This is a genomic window from Nonomuraea sp. NPDC049480 (assembly GCF_044465905.1).
Lineage (GTDB): Bacteria > Actinomycetota > Actinomycetes > Streptosporangiales > Streptosporangiaceae > Nonomuraea.
Genome location: NZ_JBITMD010000056.1, coordinates 1 through 21,486, shown reverse-complemented (window position 1 = coordinate 21,486; position 21,486 = coordinate 1). Strand labels below are relative to the sequence as shown.

General features: G+C 68.5%; 24 protein-coding genes and 1 pseudogene. 8 read left to right on the top strand and 17 right to left on the bottom strand.

The features are described from left to right. Positions 1 to 208: 208 nt before the first annotated feature. Complete coding sequence (locus tag ACIBX3_RS60160) at positions 209 to 595, top strand: peptidase inhibitor family I36 protein (protein ID WP_397129838.1); 387 nt, start codon at positions 209 to 211, stop codon at positions 593 to 595. Positions 596 to 660: 65 nt separating this feature from the next. On the opposite strand, the gene ACIBX3_RS60155 is transcribed toward ACIBX3_RS60160, so the two are convergent. Then, entirely contained in the window at positions 661 to 1,128 is a 468-nt protein-coding gene (locus ACIBX3_RS60155) for a hypothetical protein (RefSeq protein ID WP_397129837.1), read from the bottom strand. Between the two features lie 188 nt (positions 1,129 to 1,316). Here ACIBX3_RS60155 and ACIBX3_RS60150 point away from each other — a divergent pair, with 188 nt between their 5' ends. Continuing rightward, entirely contained in the window at positions 1,317 to 1,634 is a 318-nt protein-coding gene (locus tag ACIBX3_RS60150) for a TolB family protein (protein WP_397129836.1), read from the top strand. Between the two features lie 225 nt (positions 1,635 to 1,859). Here ACIBX3_RS60150 and ACIBX3_RS60145 read toward each other — a convergent pair whose 3' ends face one another. Beyond that, positions 1,860 to 2,483, bottom strand: a complete 624-nt coding sequence (locus ACIBX3_RS60145) for a hypothetical protein (RefSeq protein WP_397129835.1) — start codon at positions 2,481 to 2,483, stop codon at positions 1,860 to 1,862. Positions 2,484 to 2,846: 363 nt separating this feature from the next. Between ACIBX3_RS60145 and ACIBX3_RS60140 the strand changes: the two genes are divergently transcribed. After that, entirely contained in the window at positions 2,847 to 3,152 is a 306-nt protein-coding gene (locus tag ACIBX3_RS60140) for a DUF6355 family natural product biosynthesis protein (RefSeq protein ID WP_397129834.1), read from the top strand. 263 nt (positions 3,153 to 3,415) lie between these two features. Here ACIBX3_RS60140 and ACIBX3_RS60135 read toward each other — a convergent pair whose 3' ends face one another. The 4 genes from ACIBX3_RS60135 to ACIBX3_RS60120 form a co-directional block, all read right to left on the bottom strand. After that, positions 3,416 to 3,577 (bottom strand): hypothetical protein, encoded by a 162-nt coding sequence (locus ACIBX3_RS60135; RefSeq protein ID WP_397129833.1) that lies wholly within the window; start codon positions 3,575 to 3,577, stop codon positions 3,416 to 3,418. A 255-nt stretch (positions 3,578 to 3,832) separates the two neighbouring features. Next, positions 3,833 to 4,453: a hypothetical protein gene (locus tag ACIBX3_RS60130; RefSeq protein ID WP_397129832.1), complete on the bottom strand. Its 621-nt coding sequence runs from the start codon at positions 4,451 to 4,453 to the stop codon at positions 3,833 to 3,835. Continuing rightward, a complete protein-coding gene (locus ACIBX3_RS60125; protein WP_397129831.1) occupies positions 4,453 to 4,695 on the bottom strand; it encodes a hypothetical protein in 243 nt (80 codons plus the stop codon). Before ACIBX3_RS60125 ends, ACIBX3_RS60130 begins: the two co-directional genes overlap by 1 nt. Before the next feature lie 23 nt (positions 4,696 to 4,718). After that, positions 4,719 to 4,850, bottom strand: a complete 132-nt coding sequence (locus ACIBX3_RS60120) for a hypothetical protein (protein WP_397129830.1) — start codon at positions 4,848 to 4,850, stop codon at positions 4,719 to 4,721. 385 nt (positions 4,851 to 5,235) lie between these two features. On the opposite strand from ACIBX3_RS60120, the gene ACIBX3_RS60115 reads away from it, so the two are divergent. Both ACIBX3_RS60115 and ACIBX3_RS60110 read left to right on the top strand, forming a co-directional pair. Then, positions 5,236 to 5,727 (top strand): MarR family winged helix-turn-helix transcriptional regulator, encoded by a 492-nt coding sequence (locus ACIBX3_RS60115; RefSeq protein WP_397129829.1) that lies wholly within the window; start codon positions 5,236 to 5,238, stop codon positions 5,725 to 5,727. Beyond that, positions 5,724 to 6,239: a tryptophan-rich sensory protein gene (locus ACIBX3_RS60110; RefSeq protein WP_397129828.1), complete on the top strand. Its 516-nt coding sequence runs from the start codon at positions 5,724 to 5,726 to the stop codon at positions 6,237 to 6,239. Before ACIBX3_RS60115 ends, ACIBX3_RS60110 begins: the two co-directional genes overlap by 4 nt. Here the strand turns inward: ACIBX3_RS60110 and ACIBX3_RS60105 are convergent. Continuing rightward, entirely contained in the window at positions 6,202 to 6,504 is a 303-nt protein-coding gene (locus ACIBX3_RS60105; protein ID WP_397129827.1) for a hypothetical protein, read from the bottom strand. The two genes, ACIBX3_RS60110 and ACIBX3_RS60105, sit on opposite strands and share 38 nt — an antisense overlap. On the opposite strand from ACIBX3_RS60105, the gene ACIBX3_RS60100 reads away from it, so the two are divergent. After that, entirely contained in the window at positions 6,491 to 6,946 is a 456-nt protein-coding gene (locus ACIBX3_RS60100) for a hypothetical protein (RefSeq protein WP_397129826.1), read from the top strand. The two genes, ACIBX3_RS60105 and ACIBX3_RS60100, sit on opposite strands and share 14 nt — an antisense overlap. Positions 6,947 to 7,568: 622 nt before the next feature. Here the strand turns inward: ACIBX3_RS60100 and ACIBX3_RS60095 are convergent. The 3 genes from ACIBX3_RS60095 to ACIBX3_RS60085 form a co-directional block, all read right to left on the bottom strand. After that, on the bottom strand, positions 7,569 to 7,910 hold the full coding sequence (locus tag ACIBX3_RS60095; RefSeq protein WP_397129847.1) for a hypothetical protein: 342 nt from the start codon (positions 7,908 to 7,910) through the stop codon (positions 7,569 to 7,571). A 554-nt stretch (positions 7,911 to 8,464) separates the two neighbouring features. Beyond that, on the bottom strand, positions 8,465 to 9,739 hold the full coding sequence (locus tag ACIBX3_RS60090) for an RNA polymerase sigma factor (RefSeq protein WP_397129825.1): 1,275 nt from the start codon (positions 9,737 to 9,739) through the stop codon (positions 8,465 to 8,467). Continuing rightward, complete coding sequence (locus ACIBX3_RS60085) at positions 9,736 to 10,110, bottom strand: YciI family protein (RefSeq protein ID WP_397129824.1); 375 nt, start codon at positions 10,108 to 10,110, stop codon at positions 9,736 to 9,738. Before ACIBX3_RS60085 ends, ACIBX3_RS60090 begins: the two co-directional genes overlap by 4 nt. A 264-nt stretch (positions 10,111 to 10,374) precedes the next feature. Here ACIBX3_RS60085 and ACIBX3_RS60080 point away from each other — a divergent pair, with 264 nt between their 5' ends. Then, the gene (locus tag ACIBX3_RS60080) at positions 10,375 to 12,195 is read left to right on the top strand and encodes a DJ-1/PfpI family protein (protein WP_397129823.1); all 1,821 of its coding nucleotides are present in this window, start codon (positions 10,375 to 10,377) and stop codon (positions 12,193 to 12,195) included. A 203-nt stretch (positions 12,196 to 12,398) separates the two neighbouring features. Here the strand turns inward: ACIBX3_RS60080 and ACIBX3_RS60075 are convergent, their stop codons facing one another. From ACIBX3_RS60075 to ACIBX3_RS60050, 6 genes are read right to left on the bottom strand one after another with little or no spacing between them, the layout of a single operon-like run. Next, positions 12,399 to 14,276, bottom strand: a complete 1,878-nt coding sequence (locus ACIBX3_RS60075) for a hypothetical protein (protein ID WP_397129822.1) — start codon at positions 14,274 to 14,276, stop codon at positions 12,399 to 12,401. 2 nt (positions 14,277 to 14,278) lie between these two features. Continuing rightward, the gene (locus tag ACIBX3_RS60070; RefSeq protein WP_397129821.1) at positions 14,279 to 15,109 is read right to left on the bottom strand and encodes a carbohydrate ABC transporter permease; all 831 of its coding nucleotides are present in this window, start codon (positions 15,107 to 15,109) and stop codon (positions 14,279 to 14,281) included. After that, positions 15,099 to 16,040: a carbohydrate ABC transporter permease gene (locus ACIBX3_RS60065; protein ID WP_397129820.1), complete on the bottom strand. Its 942-nt coding sequence runs from the start codon at positions 16,038 to 16,040 to the stop codon at positions 15,099 to 15,101. Before ACIBX3_RS60065 ends, ACIBX3_RS60070 begins: the two co-directional genes overlap by 11 nt. Position 16,041: 1 nt before the next feature. Beyond that, positions 16,042 to 17,307: an ABC transporter substrate-binding protein gene (locus ACIBX3_RS60060; RefSeq protein WP_397129819.1), complete on the bottom strand. Its 1,266-nt coding sequence runs from the start codon at positions 17,305 to 17,307 to the stop codon at positions 16,042 to 16,044. 20 nt (positions 17,308 to 17,327) lie between these two features. After that, on the bottom strand, positions 17,328 to 18,932 hold the full coding sequence (locus ACIBX3_RS60055) for an FAD-dependent oxidoreductase (protein ID WP_397129818.1): 1,605 nt from the start codon (positions 18,930 to 18,932) through the stop codon (positions 17,328 to 17,330). A gap of 7 nt (positions 18,933 to 18,939) precedes the next feature. Further along, positions 18,940 to 19,953, bottom strand: a complete 1,014-nt coding sequence (locus tag ACIBX3_RS60050; RefSeq protein ID WP_397129817.1) for a LacI family DNA-binding transcriptional regulator — start codon at positions 19,951 to 19,953, stop codon at positions 18,940 to 18,942. Positions 19,954 to 20,173: 220 nt separating this feature from the next. Here ACIBX3_RS60050 and ACIBX3_RS60045 point away from each other — a divergent pair, with 220 nt between their 5' ends. Next, complete coding sequence (locus ACIBX3_RS60045) at positions 20,174 to 21,217, top strand: hypothetical protein (protein WP_397129816.1); 1,044 nt, start codon at positions 20,174 to 20,176, stop codon at positions 21,215 to 21,217. 184 nt (positions 21,218 to 21,401) lie between these two features. Here ACIBX3_RS60045 and ACIBX3_RS60040 read toward each other — a convergent pair. Further along, positions 21,402 to 21,486: pseudogene (locus ACIBX3_RS60040) on the bottom strand (VOC family protein); the annotation flags it as partial.

Genomic DNA, 21,486 nt, shown 5'->3' with positions numbered 1-21,486 from the left:
GATGTTCAATTACAGGCCCTAACATGCTGTGGTTGTCCAGACAGCCCATTGGTTATTTGTCAAGATGTTTCATCTAAGCTGGACAATCTGCGGCATGGTAAATATCATCGCCTAGGCTCCGGAGTTTAAGAAATGCGATCGCCTGAGTCGTTTCGCTCTGGCGAGGACGGCAGCGAGTCATCAACCATCTCTTAGAGCGGAGAAATCGTTGAAATTCAGATTCGCGGCGGCGGCTGGAACGGCTGCCGTCTCTCTTGCCCTGCTGACTCCAGCAAGCGGCGCCCAGGCCACCATCATGGTTGAATGCGGGTCCGGACAGGTATGCATCTACCCGCAGACCAACTACGGAGGGGTACCGTACGTGCGCCGCGCGTCGGACAGCAGCGTGAGCCTCGCGAACACCCCCGTCAACGACCAGACGTACTCCGTCATAAACAACGGCACCGGGAACCGTACCGCGCGGATCTACCGGAACAGCAGCTACGGCGGCTCTCACACCTGCATTCAGCCTGGCGGGCGAATCGCGGATCTGCAAGGATATGCCGTCGGGCGGTGGGGGTCGTCGCTGAAGCTCGACAACGACAGATGTGGCTAACGCCTTCCAGCCGTAGCGCTGCGGCAATTAAGGTCACATTTCGCATGCGGGTCGGAAGAGTTGATTTACTTCCGGCCCGCTGCCAAATTTCTGCAAATATTCCGGCCCTGGTCGTCGTCCCAGTCCGGGTGCACCGTGCGGATCTTCGTCTCCAGCGACATGGCCTGCGCCCGGTTGAACAGCTCTACGGTCCGGCCGAGCGCTTCCGGGTCCGTTTGCACGCCGTCCGGCCAGTGCACCTCGACCTTGTCCGCCGTGACCTTGCGGCCGAACACCTCGCGGTCGATGGACAGCAGCACGTCCGGCCCCCACTGGAGAGTGGGGTTCCAGTAGCCGGTCTTCCGGCCCCGCGTCGAAAAGCTCTTGCGTTCGCGAGCGTGCACCTCGGTCGCGGTGATCTGCTGCCCGGATCCATCCGACTCGCCGAAACTCCGGGCGCTGTAGCCCGCGCCGCGCAGGATCTGGGCGTTGAGCGCCTTCCCAGCGTCCACGTGCTCCTTGACCCTGATGGCGAACTGCGTGATTGTCAGCATGCTGTTGGCTTGGGCGCCGGGCGGCGGTAGCATGCCGAGCCCCGAGTAGATCTCCCGGTCCGGATCCCACGAGCTACCGTTCCCCCGTCCAAGGGAGTCGAGGAAGATGTCCGGGACGATGACGCTGTGATGGTCATGGTCACGGCTTCCATGACGATCATGGGCGTGGTGGCGGCGCGACGGGGGCGGTGGTCCCCGGCAGAAACGGCAAGATCGCCTTCGCCAGTGATCGGGACGGCAACTTCGAGATCCATTCGATGAACGCCGACGGCAGCGGGCAGACCCGCCTCACCAACAACACCGACCCCGTTGGTGACCTCCAGCCCGACTGGCAGTCCCTCCCCATTACCGCCCGCAATATCAGGAACCGCGTGACCAAGACTCCTGGCCAGCGCCAGACTCACGTCCAGCGCCAGAGCCAGAACCGGAGCCGGAGGCACCACCAGAGCCAGAGCCAAGGCCAGCATCAGAAGATCCAAATCAAAAAGCCAGGATCGCAGAGGTAGCCGCTGCCGAACTCCGATCGGGTTGTCGTGTTGGCACCCCAGTGCACGCCAGGCCGACGGCCGCCGCCGCCGGGGCCATGCGCGCAGTCGTGGGCAGATAGGCAGCCGACCACCTACCGTGAGCAGAGATCCCCGGCTGCCTTGCGCCGGGGGCCCGATCGTCTCCTCTCCGGGCCGGCGGGCGGGGAGTCAGCCGCCTTGATATAGCGGGCGTTACCGATCGGCCTACATGAGGGCTCGAACCGAGTGGCCCTCGGCCGACAGCCGCTCCAGCAGTTTGACCTGCTCGGCCTCCGAGGAGCATGTGACGACGACACCCCACACGGTCGGCGGCTCCACCCGCTCCGCCGGCCCCGCCCCCGTGACCGGGTTCGGCGGTGCCTGCTCGGGATCGCGCGGCATCAGCTCGTCCAGGTCCGCCAGGTCGTCGCCCGTGTACCCGGCCGCGGCGAGCAGCGCTTCGTCGGCGTCGCCGATGTCGGTCAGCATCTCGGCGAGCATGCCGTGATCCCACCCGCCGCGCTCGGTCAGCCGGTTCGCCGCCACCAGGTACGCCTCCGCGTCCGCATCCGACCTGGAGGTCCAGCCGCGCAGGATGGGCACCAGCCATGTGCCGTCGTCGCCGACCTTGACGCCTTCGGGCGGCGACTTGCCGTCGCCCGCCATCTCGTCCAGGACGTGGAGTCGCCCGTGCCCGGCGACGAGGCGGCCGGTGCGCTCGCCGAGCTCGCCGGCGAGGGTGCAGCCGAACGCCTCGATCGACCTCCGGATGGCCGCCAGGTCGTGCTCCTTCGGGTTCCGCACGGCGCGGGCGATCTCGGGGAGGCGCATGTGTTCGATACGGCGCATCAGGTCCTCGCTAGGGTCGGTTCGTGAGAAGGCGGCCCGGACACCAACGTGGGCGCATGGCGGCGCGAGCTCCACAGCACACCTGAACCCGGAACCGGTCGCCGAGCGGGCATTTCCATCCACTCGGTTTGTGCACGGTACGAGGCCTAGAAAATGCCGTGGGGGGTGCACGGTTACGGCCGTCACGTCGGCTACGAAGAACCTGTTTATCTCGCTGCGCTCCTACGCTGACTTGTGACGCCGACTGGAAGATTTTGGCAGCAAACCTACGGTGCTTGGCAGGAATTTTGGTAGTGCGAGGCTCTATCCGGTAGGTAGCTTTGACGAAATTCCGGCACAACACGAAAGAGGCACTAGAGAAATATGCGTACACAGATCCTCAAGGCGATCGGCGGGACGTTGACCGCCCTGGCACTGACCACCGTGCCAGCGTACGCCAGCACCACCGCGACCGCTGGCAGCACAGCCGAGGCCGGGGCATTCGCCTGCGGCTGGGACCCCCAGGGCGCCGTCGCCAGATACAACCACTGCAACTCCAACGTCAACGTTCTCATCCGCGTCGAACGGACCTTCGATCGGCCCGGATACGACCAATGCGTCCGGCCTGGGATCACCCTTCTCGGGTATACATACGATATCAAGTACGCCTGGTACAAGGGCCTCTGCTGAATCGGCCCCTACGGCGACACGGGGCCGAGGAACATCGGAACCGGATCGCGTACTAAGCCGTGTCCGAGCAGGTCATTGCTATGCGGTTCCATATCGAGCATCTTCGGGCGCGATCGACCGCAGATACTTGACGAATATCTCCGCTAGCGTCGATGTCGTCCTCAAGGAATGCCCTCCCTGCGCAGGGATCAGACCCCATGGTTAGGCGCTGCGTGGCCGGTACGGGAAGGCGCCTCGTTTTAAGCAGTGATCGGGTCGAGGTGCTACGAGACGTTGTCGGGTGCGTCGTACACGTCCGTCCCGCCGATCTCTGGTAGTTCACAGATGCCGCAGTAGCCACCGTCACCCGGTTGCGGCCAGAAGGCCCGGCCGCAGGTGCAGGTGCGGGGGATCATGGGCAGTTCATCTCCGGTGCGCAGGTCCATACCTATGTCTTCCGGAGACGAGCACGAAGTGCGACACGTGATCACCAGAATTTCGCGATCTTGCCGTGAGACAAGTGAGGCGCTGAGAGCGATTCTCAGCGCCTCACCTCACGAGCGACGCAGGCGGCCATCATGCCAGGTCGGTTAGGCCGCGAGCGCCCACCATGATGAGCATTCCGCGCGTGCTGGCCGGTTGACGGAAGCGCCAGCACACGAAGATCACCCTTCCTGGTCACGCCCGAGCGGGAACGGCGGTCACGGCTCCAGAGGCTTCCTCATGCCCTGCACGCCTTCCGCCAGGACGGTCGGTTTGGCGTTGGAGCCCTGCGCGAACTCGGACTGGACGGCCTGCGACACTTTCAAGCCGCCCGCCAGCATCAGCGCGGCGGCCAGCAGCATGCCCAACGCCAGCGCCAAGGCCGAGAAGCGAGGACGGACCAGAGATCTTCGCATGAAGGTACCCCCAGGATCGAATCGACTTACCGAACAACCGGTATTCGTCGCCCTGCCCCGAGTGGATGAATTTTCAACCTCAGAGGGAAGATGCCCACGGCGCGGAAGTCGGTCTGGGCGCATGGCCACCTGCCCCCACGGTTCGGGCACAGGCCGAAGCCGTCCCAGCAGTTCGGCGGCGGGCACGGCGAGATCAGCGACAGCCGCTCGGCTTCGGTGAGGCGCATCAGACACCACCCCCACCGAGTCGCGGGCGCGGCCAGCGTCGTACGACAGCCGCATCAGGCCGATCACCGTGCCCGTGGAGAACGGGGCCACACCCACCAGCTCACGCACGCGCCGCCACTGCTGGTGGTCGAGTTCGATCCCGAGTTCGTCGAAGGTGGCGACCAGGTCGCGTTCTGCCTCCTGCCGGATCGACATCAGACACCACCCTCGACCGAGCCCGACTCCTCCATCTCGACGGACAGCGCCAGCATCCGCTCGACGTCGTCCACGTCGGCGGCCCGCGTGAGCTCCTCCAGATTCGCCTGCGGCACGAACCGGCAGCCGACACCGTCCGGGAACATGATCTCCCCGGCCATCAGCCCTTCGCTGTCCCAGCCGCCGGAGCCGTCAATGTAGGTGGTGTCCCTATGGTCGGCCAGTTCAAGCATGGCATCCACGACGGCAAGCTGCCCCTCCCCCGCTAGGCGCCGTGCCGCCGTCTCGTCGATTCCACCTGCACCCGGCCCGCCAACATGGCCAGAACCTCGTGCGTCTGCATCCCGAGGTCGTGCGCGGCCTTGGGGATGTCGCGGTCGTCCTGCGCCGTGCGCATGCCCCGACAGCGCATGTCGGCGAAGGCGCGGTCGTGCGGGTTGAACGTGTCCGGGTCGTAGGCGATGCCCGTCTGGCTGGTGTCGTCGGCTTACCGGACGGCGTACTCGTAGATGCCCTTGACCGTCCAGCCGCCAGCCGTCAAGTTCACACGCCGAACGTGCGTGTGGCGCCGTTATCGCAGGTCAGGCGGGAGACTCGGCTGGTGCAGAGTGGCCCCAGAAGGATTCGACCCGGCGACGGTTGACCCTGTGTCAGGGTCAAGGCGGTTCCTGCGGGGGCGCTCGGAACCGCAAGACCTCCGCTTGCCGCCGGCCTCGAGTCCGCCGATGCCTTCACGAGGCTGTTGACGTCGTGCTTCAGATACCGTTAATCTGAATAACGTTATGGGTTTTAACGATAATTTGCTCGGCGATGACACAGGCGAGGGTCCCCCGGAGGAGCTGGCGCGCTCGACCGGTTTCCTGCTGTCATGGGTCGCCGCCAGAGCCGGTGAGCAGTACGAGGAGGTGCTGGCCGAGATAGGGCTCAAGGCGCTTCACCTCGGCGTGCTGACGCAGCTCCAGAGCGGCCCGCTGGTCCAGTCACGACTCAGCGAGCGGCTGAGCGTGTTCAAGCCCGTGATGGTTACGCTGGTCAACGAACTGGAGGCCATGGGCCTGGCGGAGCGGCGTCCCCACCCGCGCGACCGGCGTGCTGTGGAGGTGCACCTTCTGCCGGCGGGCGTGCAGAAGATCCGGAACGCCGAGCAGGTCAGCGAACGCATTTCGGGCGAGTTCTTCGGCCCGCTGACGCTTGAGGAACGGCAAACCCTGCACGCTCTGCTCGCCAAGCTCGCCGGCGGCGCGGCCACCAGCAGCCGGAAGGAACCCCGATGAACGCTTCGGCCAACGCCCGCACCTCCGAGACAGGCGCAGCTCGCTCGCGTTTCTGGCCGGTCGGACTCCTCTTCGTCCTTGTTCCCGTGATCATCGGGCAGATTCCGGGCGCACTCGCCTTCACGCTCAACCCCGAGGTCGCCACCGATCTCGGGATGGCCCAGGTCCCCGTGCCCACGTGGGTCTTCATCGCGGTCTGGCCCGTGATCAAAGCCGGGATGGGGATCGCGGCATGGCAACTCTGGCGCCGGGCACCACGCGGAAGCGATGTCACCGTACCCCTGACCGTGCTGATCGCCGGCTATCTGCAGAGCAACCTCTTCTGGCTGGCCGACGGCCTGCGCTCCATCGCCGTCACCGATGCGACCGGCCTCCTGCTCGCCGCTACCACGGTGGTGGTGTTCTCGCGCTACTCACCCTCCGCGGCTCGCTGGCTGCTGCCCTGGCTGATCTGGATGCCGATCACGCTGGCCATCAAGATCGCGGCGATCGCCGGCATCTTCTCCGCGTAACGGACCGGTAGCGGTAGCCCTGGTCGGCGACATGCTGCGCCACCCACTCCGACATGCGAGCGCCGATCGACAGCCCCTGGAGGTCCGGCAGCACCACCGGCCGGTGCTCCATCTTCATGTTCCGCACGATGTACTGAGCCGCGGCTGTTGCGGCGTTCCTGACAACATCCCCAACGCCGCTCGGATCGACGCGATCGCGCTGCGCCTGGCCGCCGAGTTGAGGGCAATCGACGGCGGAAAGGACCATCCCCATGGCTTCAGTCACCAAGCGGATCATCACCTCCATCGGCATCACCGGTGACGCATCTATGCTGATCATCGCACCCGGCCCACCGGCGCACACGGCATCCTCCACGGCGACCACTCTCGCCCCCGCTGCCCAAACATTGCATGCGCATGTGGGCAACAACACGGCGAAGGCCGCCCACAGAAAAGTCGCTTGGAAGCGCCGCAGCGGCTGCATTTGGCTGTTTGAAAGCAGCCATAATGGCGCCTTTACCAAGAAGGTACAGGGGGGGTGCACAGGTCATTCATGGCTTTATGTGCAAACTACCACCGGCTGGAAGAGCGGCTGGATACACGACAGAAATCATGCCGGATTTAGTATCCATGCGTTTAGTAAAGAGGAACGCAAGCGCATGGGCAAGGTCAAGTTCACCTGGCACAAGACCCAGCGTAACGAGCCCGCTCAGCTCATCAAGCACTAGAGCCAGACCGCGCGTGGGTGCCCGCCGGCCAGCTCAGCCAGGTCCCGGCGGAGGCCCTGCGCGGCCGGGACAAGAAGGTCCCTCGCTTCACGTAGTGATAAGTAGCCGTCCCTGATTCTCTCCGTTCTCCAGAAACGCAATTGTTTACCTGTCTGATCAGGGTCGCCGAACAATTTGGGCGCCACGATCCTGGCGGCACAGGCCTCGGGGCAAGCCGTCAAGGGAACCGCTTTCTTCCGGGGAACGGGAAGACAGGACGGGGTCTCGGCATGAAACGCATTCAAAAGATCGGTGCGGCCATTTCGCCTCCACGGGCAACTACGTCGCGAGCCTGCGGGCGTACTACAACAGCACCTCCACGCAGGATATTTTCAACCGGCTCAACCGGTACAGCTCCGGCCCGGGCTTGCAGGCCGACAACACGGTTCGTATCAGGATCCGCAAGCATCGGGCCGGGAACAAAGACCAGACCCTCAAGGAGTGGTCCATCAAAACCCGCACGTCGACCTCTCATTCACGTTCGATTTCCCCCGTGGGGTGCGCCTCAAAGTGCCACAAGGTCGGCCGCAGCCGCACTGAGCCACCAGACCGGGCCGGCCGTTGACCGTACGCTCCAGGATCGTCAGGTCGGGTGCCTTGCCGGCGATGTCGACGAAGAGGCGCGCGATCCGCTCACCGCCTTCAACGGGGTGGAGCACGGCGCTGACCAGGCCGCCGCCGTCGGCGATCCCGTGGCGTCGGGGGCGAGGAGGCCGATGAGGGCATCGAGGCCGGCTGGCGGCAGGCCGCCGGGGTACGGCCGACGATCTCGGCCACTTCGGCGAAGGAGTAGCGGAAGACATCGTGAAGGATGAACACGACGCGCTCGGGCCCGTGCCGAGCCGAGCAGGTCGAGGCAGATGCGGCTGGCGACCGTCAGCCAGGCACCGGGAGACTCGATGGGCTCCCGTTGCCGCCGGGCCATGGCGTACCAGCGCACGTAGGTCTCTTGTGCGACATCTTCAGCGTCTCTGATCGGCTTGGCGATCCTGAGGAATCCCCAGGAACAGTGCACGGCGAAATGCCGGGCATGCACCGATCGTCTTCGTGCCCTGATGCCGGTGGGCAAAGCCCCCGGCCCGCGTGGCACGTCCCTCCGGACGCTATCGGTCCAGCGTGCACGGCTATGGGACCGAGGAGGGTGCCCCGCGTCGCCTGGGCACGGGGCATGCCGATGCCAGAACGATACCATGCGATCACCAACAGTCACTGATGAAAGAAGGCAGCCTCGGCCAGGGAGCCGAGGAGCCGGTACGCGAGATTGATCAGCTGACGCCGCTCGCTCATGATCGCGCTCAGGCTCGGATCGATCCGGCCGTCTCCTGGCTGATGGGGTGGTCATGGTGTCGGCGGCCGATCGCCGGCGAAAAGGCGGGCAGGGCCGGAGCCGCAAGCCCCCTCCGCTCCCGTCGCCCGGCTCGCACATCAGAACCGGCGTCGGTGGCCGTGTCCATGCGAAATTCCTTGCCGGCCGGTCGTCTACCGTTCCGACGAGCGACCGGATCCGGAATCGGCCACCTCGCGGAGGCGGCCGGCGAGGAACTCCCGTTCGGCCTCGTTGCCGGCGAGGTCCAACGCCGCGCGGTAGGCGATACCGGCCTCGCGGGTGCGGCCGAGCCGGCGCAGCAGGTCGGCGCGGATGGCCGGAAGGTAGTGGTAGGCGGCGAGCCGGCCGTCCCGCTCCAGGGCATCGATCTCCGCCAGGGCGGCCTGGGGACCGTGCACCATCGAGGTCGCCACAGCCCGGTTGAGCGCGACGACCGGGGAGGGCCACACCTTCAGCAGTTCGTTGTAGAGCCACAGGATCTGACGCCAGTCGGTTGCGGCGTAGGCGGCGGCGGTGGCGTGCAGGCAGGCGATGCCGGCCTGCAGCGCGTACCGGCCGGCCCGGCCGGTACGGAACGCGCCCTCGACCAGGCGGCGTCCCTCGTCGATGGCGGCCCGGTCCCAGGCGGACCGGTCCTGCTCCTCCAGCAACAACAACCGGCCGTGGGAGTCGGCGCGGGTGGCCCGGCGGGCATCGGTGAGCAGCAACAGCGCAAGCAGCCCGCGGACCTCCACCTCATCGGGCATCAGGGCCATGAGCATGCGGGCGAGCCCCAGCGCGCGCTCCACCAGATCGGCGCGGACCAGATCGGCGCCCGTGGAGGCGGTGTGCCCGGTGGTGTAGAGCAGGTGGATGACCGTCAGCACCGCGTCCAGCCGCTCGGGCAGCTCGCCGGCGTCGGGTACCCGGTACGGGATCGCCGCTGCGGAGATCTTCTTCTTGGCCCGGGTGACCCGTGCCGCCATGGTCGGTTCGGGGACGAGGAACGCCTTGGCGATGTCGCCGGTGCCGACCCCGCACACCAGACGCAGGGTCAGCGCCACCTGGGCCTCCCGGGCAAGCGCGGGGTGGCAACAGGTGAAGATCAGGCGCAGGCGGTCATCGGGGATCGCCTCGTCGCCGGGCTCATCCATGTCGACCTCCTCTCGTTCTGCGAGCAGCGGCATTTTCGCCCGGAACACCTGGTCCCGGCGCAGAACGTCCAACGCTTTGCGTTTGGCGGTGGTGGTGAGCCAGGCACCGGGCTTGCGGGGCACGCCGTCGCGGGCCCAGACCTCCAGCGCGGTGAGGTAGGCGTCTTGGACGCACTCCTCGGCCAGATCGAGGTCGCCGGCGGCGCGCGCCGTCGCCGCGAGCACGAAGGCCCACTCGCGACGGTGCGCGTCCGCCACGGCGCGTTCGACCGCAGCCCTGATGTCGTCGCTCACTCCGCCGGCGGGACGAACAGCGGCCGGACCTCAACGCCGCCGCCGTCCAGGTGGACCGGGTTGAGCTTGGCGATCTTGAGAGCGACGTCCAGGTCGGGCGCCTCCAGGATGAAGAACCCGGCGACGACCTCCTTGGCCTCGGTGAACGGGCCGTCGGTGACGATGTCGCCGCCGCGCACGGACGTGGCCGTGGTGCTGGGCTGCAGCGCGTACCCCGCGACACCGCGCCCGCCCAGCTCCTCGACCTGCGCCGGGTAGCGTTCGAGCGCCGCTTCGTACTCGGGCGAGATCTTCATCGGGTCGGCCGGCGCCGGCTGGTAGATCAGGACCGCGTACTGGGGCATCAGGCCCTCCTCTTTCTCGGTGGTCATCCTCTCTATCACCCGACGAACGAGAAGAGCCGCTTTCGACAGAGGCCCCGGAGGAATCGCTCCTGCGCGCCGATACCGGTTCGGGTCCTTGGGCCGGCGAGCACGGCAGGCCACAACGGACACACAGCCCGCCTATACGGACAACCGGCCCGCGATCGCTTGTTGGCCCCCGGCGAGCAGGCTGAACTGGCATCGGCCTGCCCGGGCGCCCACGGCCACCTCCCACGACGGCGACGTCACGTTCTTAACGTTAGGAGCTCGGCAATGACAGTCCACGAGCCGCGTGCCCGCAGGGCGCGCTTGGCCGGCCGGTTCGTCTGGCGGTACATCGAGCTGGTCATCGCGATGGGTCTCGGAGTGCTGCTGATCGATCTGGTGTGGGGCCTGGGCCTGCCCAAGGTCACCCGGTTCGACGTCGGCGTCCTGCTCATGGCGGCTGAGATGTCCATCGGCGTGGCGGTCTGGCTGCGGATCCGCCGCCACTCCTGGGCGAGCGTCGGTGAGATGAGCGTGGCGATGGTCGCGCCGTTTCTCGTTCTGCTTGTCCCGTTCTGGTTCGGTGTGTTGCCGGGTGATCTGGTGTCGTGGATCGGGCACGGGTTGATGTTCGTGCTCATGGTGCCGGCCATGGTGCGGCGGCGGGAGGAGTACACCCGGCCGTCCCGGTTCCGTGTCCGGGCGACGTGGGGCAAGAGGGTTTCCGTCGTGCTGGTCGCGCTGGCGGTCCCCGGCGCGGTCTCCGCGGTCAACACGATGGGCAAGTTCGGCGACCAGTACCGGGCGCGCGCCGATGCGGTGGCGGTCCGGCCCGCGCCGCGGGCCCACGACCCGGCCAAGCCCACGGTCGCCTTCGTGACCAGCGCCAACGGCACCAACGCGGCCGACCTGCTGGGGCCGTATGAGGTGCTCGCCGGCACCGGCAAGGTCAACGCCTACGTCGTCTCTTCAGGTTCCCGGCTGATCCCTGCGACCGGCGGCCTGGACCTCGTCCCCGACCTCACCTTCGATGAGCTCGGACGGCTGCTGGCCGAGCGGAACGACCGCCTCGACGCCGTGGTGATCCCGGCCCTGAACAAGCCACCCGCCACCGAACTGGCCTCGATCACCGGCTGGCTGCGCGAGCAGTCGGCCGGGGGCACGCTGACCGTCAGCGTCTGCAACGGCGCCCGTACGCTGGCGGCCAGCGGCCTGCTCGACGGCAGGCGAGCGACCTCCCACTGGTGGCGGCTGAACGGGCTCCGCGCCGACTTCACCGAGGTCACCTGGCTGACCGGCCGCCGCTACGTCGACGACGGCAACCTGATCACCACCGCCGGCGTGTTGTCCGGCATCGACGGCGCCCTGCGCATCCTCGAGCGCCTCGTCGACGCCGACGCCGCCCGCCAGGCCGCGCGGCGGGTGCACTGGCGCCATTACTCGCCCGGCGCCGCCGCCCCGCTCGCCGCCTCCGCCTTCGAGGCGAAGGATGTGGCCGTCGTCGCCCTCACCTCCTCCTACGAGCCCGGCCCTGCCACGATCGGCGTGCGGCTCATCGACGGCACCGGGGAATTGGAGCTGGCCTCGGCGTTCAACACCTACACCGAGTCCATGATCGGGCGCACGATCGCGGTCGGCGACGGCCCGGTACGCTCCCGGCACGGCCTGACCTTCGTACCGCGGGCGACCGTCGCGGCGGCCGCCGGCGACGTCGACCGCCTGCTCGTCCCCGGTACGGAGGCCGCACGGCGCCAGGCGGCGGGCGACGCCCCCACAGGGGGGCCACGACCCGAATATCTGCACGCCGGCGACGAGTTCGCGTTCGACCCGGTGCTGCGCGACATCGCCCGCACCTACAACGTGCAGACCGCCCGCTGGGCGGCCAAGACGCTAGAGCACCCGGTGATCGACCTCAGGCTCGCCGGCAGCGCTTGGCCGTGGGCGGCGACCGTGATCCCCGTGGTGCTGGCGCTGCTGGGCGCCGCCGCCGCCATCGTCACCGGCACGGCGTTCCGCCGCTTCCGCACCAGGTCCCGAGCGGCCGGCCAGAGCCGTGAAGCGCTCGACACACCGGCCGGGACGCCCCACACCGACCTGGCGCGAACCTGACACCTCCGCACCCGCCCGCGGGCCCACGCCGCCCTCGCACGTGCCGGGTGCGAGGGCAGCGGCCTCGAATCCGGCCGGTCATCCTCGGGGTGTCCTCCGACGACGGGGCCCAGGACAGGAAGGGGAACGCGGTCGAGCAGACGATTGTGCGTGCGTACGGGCTGAGGTGACGCGGCGGTCCTGATCCCCGCCCATCGGTCGCGTCATCCCATGATGACCGTGAGGTCGAAGGTGCTTTGGTGAGGGATGCGGAGGGCGTGGAAGCGGCGGGAGCCGTCGCGGAAGTAGCGCACGGTGCCGGCCGCCAGGGTCGCCTGCAGCGGGGTGCCCCAGCGGAAGCGGATCGTGGCGCGGCCCCGGCGGAGGTCGAGGCCGTCGGCCGTGGCGGTGGTCGAGCCGCCGAACGCGGCCTGTGTGCCGTCGGTGAAGGTGAGGACGTCCGTGGGGTGGAGGACGAGAGGGATCTGCTCGGTGGCGGCGGCGTTCGCCGTGACCGTGCGCCGGACCGTCCGGCGGGTGACCAGGACGTCCGTGGTGACGTTCGTGTTGCCGTAGCGGATGCCGAGGGCGGCGGGGGCCCGGCCGCCGGTCCATTCCCTGCCACCTGGGGCGCCGTGGAAGTAGGCGGCCGGCAGGGGGCCGTTGGAGTCGGGCGCCTGGCCCGGGAAGACGGTGGACCAGCAGGCGTGGTTGTTGTCGTTGAGCCCGCAGATGATCGTGCCGGCTTCGGGATGCCACAGGAAGGTCAGGCCGGTGCGGCTGCGGGAGACGCGGCTGCCGAAGTAACCGCCCAGGTAGAGGCCGGGCTTGCGGACGTACAGGAAGTCCTGGCCGCCGTCCCTGCGCAGTTCGACGAAGTTGTCGGAGCGCAGGTAGGGCAGGTCCGCGATGGCGGCGGCCCGCTGCCGTCTGCTGGGGAACCGCTCGTCGTAGAGGCCGTGGGTGAGGATGCGCGGCGAGGTGTCCTGCTTGGCGAGCGGCGTCACCGGCTCGGTGGACGCGGCCCAGGCGGCGCGGGCCTCGGCCAGGTCCTCGCGGGCGGTCATGAACGCCGACAGCAGTGGCACCCGGCGGGTGAAGGTCCAGTTGAGCGCGGTCCTGTCGGGGTCGGGCCGGACCTCGTCGTACCAGCGGGTGCTGGTGCGGGTGGAGGGGGCGACGTTGACCATGTACCCGGCGCCGTCGGGCTCGCGCAGCAGGTTGTAGGCCAGGAAGCCGGTGAAGGCGCGGGCCATGTCCACCAGGTTCGGGTCCGGGTTGTGGTGGTAGGCGTCGGCCAGTTCGGGGAGCATGACCTCGAAGTTGTAGTTCATGTCGTGGCCGCGCTCCTCGTAGAAGAAGCCGACGGGGCTGACGCCGGTCGCGGCGATCCGGGCGAACGCCTCGGTCAGGCTCGTGGAGAGCGTGGGGTCGGGGTCGAGCTTGAGCGCGAGCGCGGCCCCGGCCAGGCCGGAGGCGGTCTGGTTGGAGAAGTAGAGGGGTTCCTGCCAGACGGTGCGGTTGGCGGCGTTCAGGAACCAGGTCATGGCCGTACGCAACGCGACTGCCAGCTGGGCCTGCCGGGTGGGCAGCGCCCCGGCCGCGCGCAGGATCCGCAGGGTCTTGGCCAGGTAGCCGATGCCGAAGCCGGTGGGGGCCAGGCCGTGCTCGTTGCGGTTGTACTCGGGGAAGGAACCGTCGGAGTGCTGGAGCGACAGGTAGTGGCCGAGCGCCGCGTCGAGCGCGGCCAGCAGGCTCGCGTCCCCGGCGTACGGGTTCCACGGGCGAGCGTTGGCGTAGAACCAGGCCAGCGTGAAGACGTGCTCCTGCACGCGGGCGTTGAACGACGCCGACGGCGTACGCCACCAGCCGCCGGCGAAGAAGCCGCTGTCGTCCATGTCGTTGACCATGGGCGACAGGGTGGCCAGGTACGGCGCGAAGCGCTGCTCGTGGGGGGCGAACAAGGCGCGATTCAGGGTGGGCAGCGGCGCAAGGTCGGGTACTTCCGCGGATGCGGTGCCGGGGAAGAGCACGGGGGCGGCCACCGGGAGCAGGGCGGTGGCGCGGAGCAAGGTGCGGCGGGAGAGCTGCGGGGAGTGCATGGTCAGCCTTTCAGACCGGTGTGCGCGAGCCCCTCGATGAACTGCCGCTGGGCCAGTACGAAGACGACCAGGATGGGCAGGGCGGTCATCGTGGCGGCGGACAGCTGCACGTTCCACAGGGGCGAGCCGTAGGCGTCGACGAACTGGGTGAGCGCCTGCGGCAGGGTGAACTTCGACGGGGTCGACAGGAACACGATCGGTTCGAGATAGAGGTTCCACGAGTGCAGGAACGTGAAGATGGCGACGGCGCCGAGCGCCGGCCTGGCCAGCGGCAACGCCACCCGGCAGAAGGTGCCGAAGCGGCCGAGCCCGTCGACCCTGGCGGCCTCCTCCAGCTCGCCGGGCAGCGTGATGAAGAACTGCCGCATGATGAACGTCGCCAGCACGCTGGGCGCGCCCAGGATCGGCACCAGGATCAGCGGCCAGTGCGTGTCGGTCATCCCCGCCGTGTGGAACATCTGGAACAGCGGGACGATCGTCACCTCGCTGGGGATCAGCAGGCCGACGAGCACGACCAGGAAGAGCACGTTCTGGCCGGGGAAGCGGATGCGGGCGAAGGCGTAGCCGGCCATCGCGGCCACCGCCATCGTGCCGACGGTCACCACCGCGGCGATGTAGAGGCTGTTGAGGTACTGCTGCCCGAACGGCTGCAGCTCGAAGACCCTGCCGTAGGTGGAGAAGTCGAACCTGGAGGGCACCAGCGCGGGCGGGAAGGCGAAGATGTCGCTGATCGGCTTCACCGACGAGGTGACCATCCACCAGGTCGGGAAGACGAACGGCACGCACAACACGCTCAGCAGCGCGTACAACGCGAGCTTGACCCTACGACTCATGGAAGACCCACTTCCGGCGCAGCCGCCACTGCAGCAACGTCAGCGCCGCGACGATCAGGAAGAGCAGGACCGACAGGGTGGCGCCGTAGCCGAGGTGCCGGAACTGGAAGGCCTGCTGGTACAGGTAGTAGACGAGGACGGTGGTGGACATGCCGGGCCCGCCCTGGGTGAGCACGGCGATCTGGGCGAACACCTGCAGCGATCCGACCACGGTGATGATCGAGGTGAGCAGGATCGTCGGGCTGATCTGGGGCACCGTGATGCGCAGGAACCTGGTCCAGGCGCCGGCGCCGTCGAGCTGCGCGGCCTCGTACAGCTGGCGCGGCACGCCTTGGAGCGCGGCCAGGAACAGGACCATGTTGAGCCCCACGTTCTTGACGACCTGGACGACGACGACCGACAGCAGGGCGGTGGTCTCGCCGCGCAGCCAGTTGGGGCCGTCCACGCCCGCCACGCCGAGCAGGCCGTTGAGGCCGCCGTCCTGCTGGAGCAGGAACTGCCAGACGATGGTCCAGGCGACCAGCGACACCAGCACCGGCGAGAAGAACAGCGTGCGGAAGAACGTGGTGCCGCGCAGCCGCTGGTCGAGCAGGATGGCCAGGGTGAGGGCGAGGGTGAGGTTGAGCACGACCAGGCCGACCGAGAAGAGCGCGGTACTGGTCAGCACCTGTCCCATGTTCGGGTCGGCGAGCAGCTTGGCGTAGTTGTCGCCCCCGGCGAACTCGAACGTGCCCGCCAGCACGTTCCACTCCTGGAGGCTGTAGTAGACGACCAGGCCGAGCGGCAGCAGGACGAACAGCGCGCTTCCGGCGAGCTGCGGCGAGATCAGCAGGTAACCGACGAGGGCGTCGCGCCGGGGGATGGTCCAGAAGTGGCGGGGCCGGGTGGCGGCGCGCTCGGCCACCCGGTTGCCGAGATCCGTCACCGTCACGTCATCCGCCCAGCAGCGGCTGGATCTTCGCGCACACGCCGTCCAGCACCGCCTTGACGTCGGCATCCGGCTTCCACAGCGGGTCGAGTGCGGCCCTGGCGGTCTGAGCGAGCTCGGCCTGCCCCTTGTGGCTGGGCTTGACCACGCCCTTCTCGATGCCGTCGATCACCACTTCCTGGAGCTGATCGCCGTTCAGCATGGGGCTGGTCTTGGCCATGGTGCCGGCTGTCAGCAGAGAGCCGCGCGCGGGCGGGAAGTACGCGGCGAGCTTGGCCGAGTTGGCCACGTTGGTGAAGTAGGCGAGGAAGTCGGTGGCCTGCTCGGCCCTCGGCGACTTCTTCAGCACGCCGATCCCGGCCTGGCCGATGACCGCGTACTCGCCCTTCGGCCCGGAGGGCAGCGGCACCAGGTCCCACTTGAACGTCGCGTCCTCCAGCATGGCGGCGCGGGAGATCTGGGCAACGGCCATCGCGGTGTCGCCGGAGAAGAAGTCGACGGCGGTGCCCGGCCCCGGCATGGACTTGTCGGTGAAGATCGCCTTGTGCATGAACGTCATGGCTTCGACCATTTCGGGCGCGTTGAACTGGCACGTGCCGCCGTCGTCGCTCCATGCCTTGGCGCCCCAGCCCTGCCAGACGGTGGCGAGGTTGTCCCAGGCCTTGTAGTCGAAGTTGAGGATGGTCAGGCCGTTCTTGCCCTTCGCCGCCACGGCCTTGTTGATCTCGTTGGCGTGCTCCCAGTCCCACTGGCCGGCCTTGATCAGCTCGCGCGGCGTTTTCTGGCCCGCGGCCTTGACCAGGTCGGTGTTGACGAAGACGCCGAAGGGCGAGGTGGAGAACGGGTAGGCGTACAGCTCTCCGTCGCGCTCCCACAGCCGGGTGGCGGCGGGGACCAGCTCGCCCGCGTTCTCGACCTTGCTCTTGAGCGGGACGAGGGCGCCGGAGCCGACGAAGTCGGGGGCGGAGTTCTCGAGGATCCATGCCAGGTCGGGGGCGTTGCCGCCGGCGATCTGCGTGGTCAGCGTGGTGGTGTAGTTCTCGAACGGGATCGGGTCGAAGGTGATCTCGCCGACCTGCGGGTGGGACTTGCGGTACTCGGCGGCGATCTCGTTGAACAGCTTCAGGTGGGCCTCGTTGGAGGTCCAGATCGACATGCGCAGCGGCTGCGGGCCCTGCGCGGCCGGCGCGGCGTCGCCGCCACCGCCGCAGGCGGTGACCGTGAGGAGGGCGGTCAGCGTGAGCGCCGCCAGCTTCCCGGATGCTTTCATGGGGGGTTCTCCTTCTGGCGTCAGTAGCCGGTGACGTCGGGCCAGCGCAGCTCCACGCCGTCGCGGACGAGCCGGTGCTGGTAGTCGGCCAGGAGCCGGCCGTCCGCGCGCACGGCGTGCGGCGTGGTGGCGCGGTCCAGGCAGAAGGCGGCGAGCGCGCCGGCCGCCTCGCCGACGTTCCACTCCACCGGGTGCAGGCGGTAGGCGCCGTTGGTGATGTGGGTGGTGCCGATGTTCTTGCAGGCGGGCAGCAGGTTGCTCATCCGCTGCGGGATCAGTGCCCCGAGAGGGATCTCGAACGGGGAACAGGCGACGTCGATGTAGTTGTCGCCGCCGGTCGACGGGTGCAGGTCGATGCGGTACATGCCCACGCCCACGGAGTCGTGATAGGAGACGGCGCCCTTGTCGCCGCGTACCGCCACGGACAGGTCCTGCTCGGTGACGGTGGTCAGGGCCCGGACGCGCCGGGACTCGCGGATGTAGGGGGCCTGGGCGAGCCCGTCGGCGCCACCGGTGACGTCGCCGCGCAGCCGCAGGCCCGGGTAGCCGGTGCCGCCGTCGTGGCGAGGGGCCTCGGTCTGCAGCCAGTACAGCACCGACATCGACAGCTCACGGGCCGCCGCCAGGTGCCGGTCGGAGTCCGGCACGTCGATGACCGGCCCCTCCAGGTAGTCGATCATCGGCCAGTTGACCAGCGCGATGTCGCTGTCGTACGCGCCGGGCAGGAAGTTGTCACGGGCGGCGATCCTGCGGAACGTCCACAGGTTGCCGTCGCCCGGGTTGACCCGCTGGTCGGCCTCCACCAGGCGGGGGTCGTCACCCGGGTTCGGGGTGAAGGAACGCTCCACGATCTCCAGCGTCCGCGGGCTCGGGCAGCGCCACGACAGCAGCCGGTCGCCCCAGAAGGGCGGCTGGTAGGCGCGCCAGAAGTCGTACGAGGCGGGCTTGTCGACGGTGTGGTCGCCGTCGACGTGGTCGATCGCGAAGCACACGGACACGGCCTGCATGTTCATCGGCTGCGCCGCCGCCGGGGCGCTCGGCTCGCCGGTGTCGCCCTGCGACTCGAACCCGGTCACGTACTCGGTCCCGGTCAGCGGCAGCAGCTCGCCGGTCTCGGTGGCGTCCAGCACGTACGGCGCCACCGCGGTGATCTCGTCGCCCCCGTCGCGGTGCGCGAGCCGCACGGCCGTGACACGATCGCCGTCCACCTCGGCCCCGACCGGCCGGTACGGCTGCAGCACGCGCAGCCTGCCCGACCCCCGGTACGGGGCCAGCATGCCCTCGATGACCGCGACCGCGACCCTGGGCTCGTGGCATAACTTGCTGACGTGCCCGGCGCCCGGGTTCAGTTCGGGCCACGCCCGCGCCCGCTCGGTCAGCGGGTAGTGGTCGCGGTAGTAGCGCCGGATGCCGTCGCGCAGCGCGCGGTAACTCGCCGTGACGCCGAACCGCTCCACCCAGGTGTGCTCGTCCGGCGGCACCGCCTGGCTGGTGAGCTGGCCGCCCAGCCATTCGTACTCCTCGGTGAGCACCACCGATCGCCCGGCCCGCAGCAGGGCCAGCGCGGCGGCCACGCCGCCCAGCCCACCGCCGACGACGAGCGCGTCTGCCGATATCTCAACCACGTGGGGGTTACCTCTCCTCATGTACGGGTGCCAGCGTCGATCCCTCGACCAGCTCGCACACCAGCAGTTCCTGCGGGACGCCGCCGCCTTCCAGCACCCGGGTGAGCAGCTCGACGGCCCTGCGGCCCATCTCCCGCCGGGGGATGCGGAACCCGGCGAAGTCGATGTCGGTCGACACCGGCCTGGTGGGCCCGCCCAGCGCGACGATGGACAGGTCGCGCGGCACGTCCAGCCCGCGGGCCTTGGCGGCCTCGGCGATGGCCACGCCGTCGGCCAGCTCCTCGGCGAACACCACGGTCGCGCCACAGTCGAACAGCCCGTCCGCGGTGGTCAGGTGCAGCCCTTCGACACCGTTCGCGGCCACGCCTTCGGTGAAACCACGCAGCCGGTCGGCGTAGGACTCCGGGCCCTGCCCCGCTCCGACGTAGGCCATCCGCCGGTGCCCGAGCGCCGCCGCCCGCTCGACCAGCGCGCGCACCGCCGGCGGGTAGTCCGCTCCGACGTACGGCACCGGCCCGCCCGCGTCGTCGCGGCGGCCGACCGAGACGAACGGAATGCCCTCGGACAGCAGCCTGGACAGATCCTCCCGGTCGATCGTCCGGCCGAGCAGGACGCATCCGTCGGCCAGCCGGATCCGGCTCTCCGCGCTGAAGATCCGCCGCCGCTCCCCCTGCTCCACCTTGGCGCTGGTGAACAGCAGAAGGTCGCAGCCCGCCTCCTCGGCGCACTCCTCGATCCCGACCAGGAACGGGTGATAGAAGTCGGCGCTTTCCGCGGGGAAGACGGCCTCGTAGGTGAACACGCCGTAAATGCGGTTGCGCCGTTCGACGAGCCGGCGCGCCGCGGGGTCGGCCACGTACCCGGTCTCCCTGATCACCTGAAGCACCCGATCGCGGGTTTCGGGCGAGATCCGCACCTCGCCCTCGGCCCTTCCGTTGAGCACCAGGGACACCGTCGTCTGGCTCACTCCAGCCATGCGCGCGATGTCCTGCTGCGTCAACCGCCGCCCTGAAACAGTCACAGTGCGTATCACCCGTCGTGTCGATAATGCGTATTAGTCGGCTATTGTGCGATCGGGCGCAACGGGACGTCAAGAGGTAATCGCTGAAGTAATTCGCATTAGCAGCGATCTAGCCTCCTCCGGGCATGACGACGTACAGTGACGCCGAGGGACGACGGTGGGGCGAAGGCTTGCAAGCCCTCACGGTGCCCCATCGCCTTTCGCGACCAGGATCGGAGGCATGTTGACCATCCATCAATCAGGCCGGGACTTACGTCCGCCCACCCGGCGCGGCGTGTTACGCAGCGCCGGGACTCTGGGGGCCGCGACTCTGGGGGCCGCGACTCTGGGGACCGCGACCACCGCCGGCCTCGTAGCCCGGCCCGCCACCGCCGGGGCCGCCGCCCAGCCGGCGGGTCTGCCGGTGTTCCGGTACGTGCGGGACGCGCTGGCCCTCCCCCTGCACTACAACCGCACCGGGGAATTCATCTTCCCCTGCATCCGAGGGGTGTACGACAAGCTCAGCAACCCGCGCTCGCGCTACTACCTCTACTACGCCCCTCATGAGAACCCCGGCGGCATCTGCGTGGCCTTCAGCGACACCTTGGAGGGTCCGTTCCACGACTACAGCGGCAACCCGATCATCGACAACCACCTGCCCACCACCACGGTCAGCCACGTGTCCTCGCCGCACGTCACCTGGGACGCCTCCACCAGGCAGTTCTTCTGCTATTTCCACGGCGAGAACTTCACCACCCGCGTGGCCCGCTCCACCGACGGCATCGCCTTCACCGACGAGACCCCCATCCTGAGCACCCGCCTGGTGTCCGGCACCTCCGAGACCTCCTACGCCCGGGTCTTCGAGCATTCCCTTCCGGGCCGCGGCAACAAGTACGTCATGGTCTTCATGGGCGTGAAGAACGGCCGCCGCATCTTCTACGGCTGGTCCCCCAACGGCTGGGACGGCTGGCAGTTCAGCCAGGAACCGCTGGTCGGCCCCGAACCCGACGACGTGACCGACATCTCCAGCCCGACCCTGGTCAAGCGCAACGGCACCACGTACGTCGCGTACCACGGCAACGACGGCAACATGCGCATCACCGAGGTCGGAAACGCTTTCGACAAGGAGGTCCACCTCGGCGTCTTCCACTCCCCGATCGCCTCGGACAACGGCCGCGTGGCCGCGCCCTCGTTCGGCACCCAGGGCGGGGTCGAGTACATGTTCTACGAAGCCGGCCCCCGGCTGCGGGCCCGCATCTGCATCGCCCGCGCCGTTCCCGCCTGACCTGTCCGCATGTCCGGCTCTCTCACCTGCAAGCGCCGGGTAGCGCCGTGCGGCAGGCGCTGACCGGCTCCATGTTTACCTGAGCATTTCCGGCAAATCGGGCGGGCGTAGCCGTGGCGGGCCGTCTGCGTACGGTCCCAGGGGAAGTACGGGGGCGGCCGCGACGCGGTGGAAGCCGGTCGGCTCAGCGCAGCTCCTGGATGCGGATCATGTTGCCCGCGGGATCGCGGACGGCGCAGTCGCGAACCCCGTAGTCCTGCTCGGCCGGC

Excerpts from the sequence above, each read along its gene's own strand:
- ACIBX3_RS60155 (WP_397129837.1), bottom strand. The coding sequence starts at position 1,128 with ATGCTGACAATCACGCAGTTCGCCATCAGGGTCAAGGAGCACGTGGAC.
- ACIBX3_RS60120 (WP_397129830.1), bottom strand. The coding sequence starts at position 4,850 with ATGCGCACGGCGCAGGACGACCGCGACATCCCCAAGGCCGCGCACGAC.
- ACIBX3_RS60070 (WP_397129821.1), bottom strand. The coding sequence starts at position 15,109 with ATGAGTCGTAGGGTCAAGCTCGCGTTGTACGCGCTGCTGAGCGTGTTG.
- ACIBX3_RS60100 (WP_397129826.1), top strand. The coding sequence starts at position 6,491 with ATGGCTTCAGTCACCAAGCGGATCATCACCTCCATCGGCATCACCGGT.
- ACIBX3_RS60145 (WP_397129835.1), bottom strand. The coding sequence starts at position 2,483 with ATGCGCCGTATCGAACACATGCGCCTCCCCGAGATCGCCCGCGCCGTG.
- ACIBX3_RS60110 (WP_397129828.1), top strand. The coding sequence starts at position 5,724 with ATGAACGCTTCGGCCAACGCCCGCACCTCCGAGACAGGCGCAGCTCGC.
- ACIBX3_RS60135 (WP_397129833.1), bottom strand. The coding sequence starts at position 3,577 with ATGGACCTGCGCACCGGAGATGAACTGCCCATGATCCCCCGCACCTGC.
- ACIBX3_RS60115 (WP_397129829.1), top strand. The coding sequence starts at position 5,236 with ATGGGTTTTAACGATAATTTGCTCGGCGATGACACAGGCGAGGGTCCC.
- ACIBX3_RS60060 (WP_397129819.1), bottom strand. The coding sequence starts at position 17,307 with ATGAAAGCATCCGGGAAGCTGGCGGCGCTCACGCTGACCGCCCTCCTC.
- ACIBX3_RS60130 (WP_397129832.1), bottom strand. The coding sequence starts at position 4,453 with ATGTCGATCCGGCAGGAGGCAGAACGCGACCTGGTCGCCACCTTCGAC.
- ACIBX3_RS60075 (WP_397129822.1), bottom strand. The coding sequence starts at position 14,276 with ATGCACTCCCCGCAGCTCTCCCGCCGCACCTTGCTCCGCGCCACCGCC.
- ACIBX3_RS60085 (WP_397129824.1), bottom strand. The coding sequence starts at position 10,110 with ATGACCACCGAGAAAGAGGAGGGCCTGATGCCCCAGTACGCGGTCCTG.
- ACIBX3_RS60140 (WP_397129834.1), top strand. The coding sequence starts at position 2,847 with ATGCGTACACAGATCCTCAAGGCGATCGGCGGGACGTTGACCGCCCTG.
- ACIBX3_RS60095 (WP_397129847.1), bottom strand. The coding sequence starts at position 7,910 with ATGGCCCGGCGGCAACGGGAGCCCATCGAGTCTCCCGGTGCCTGGCTG.
- ACIBX3_RS60080 (WP_397129823.1), top strand. The coding sequence starts at position 10,375 with ATGACAGTCCACGAGCCGCGTGCCCGCAGGGCGCGCTTGGCCGGCCGG.
- ACIBX3_RS60045 (WP_397129816.1), top strand. The coding sequence starts at position 20,174 with ATGTTGACCATCCATCAATCAGGCCGGGACTTACGTCCGCCCACCCGG.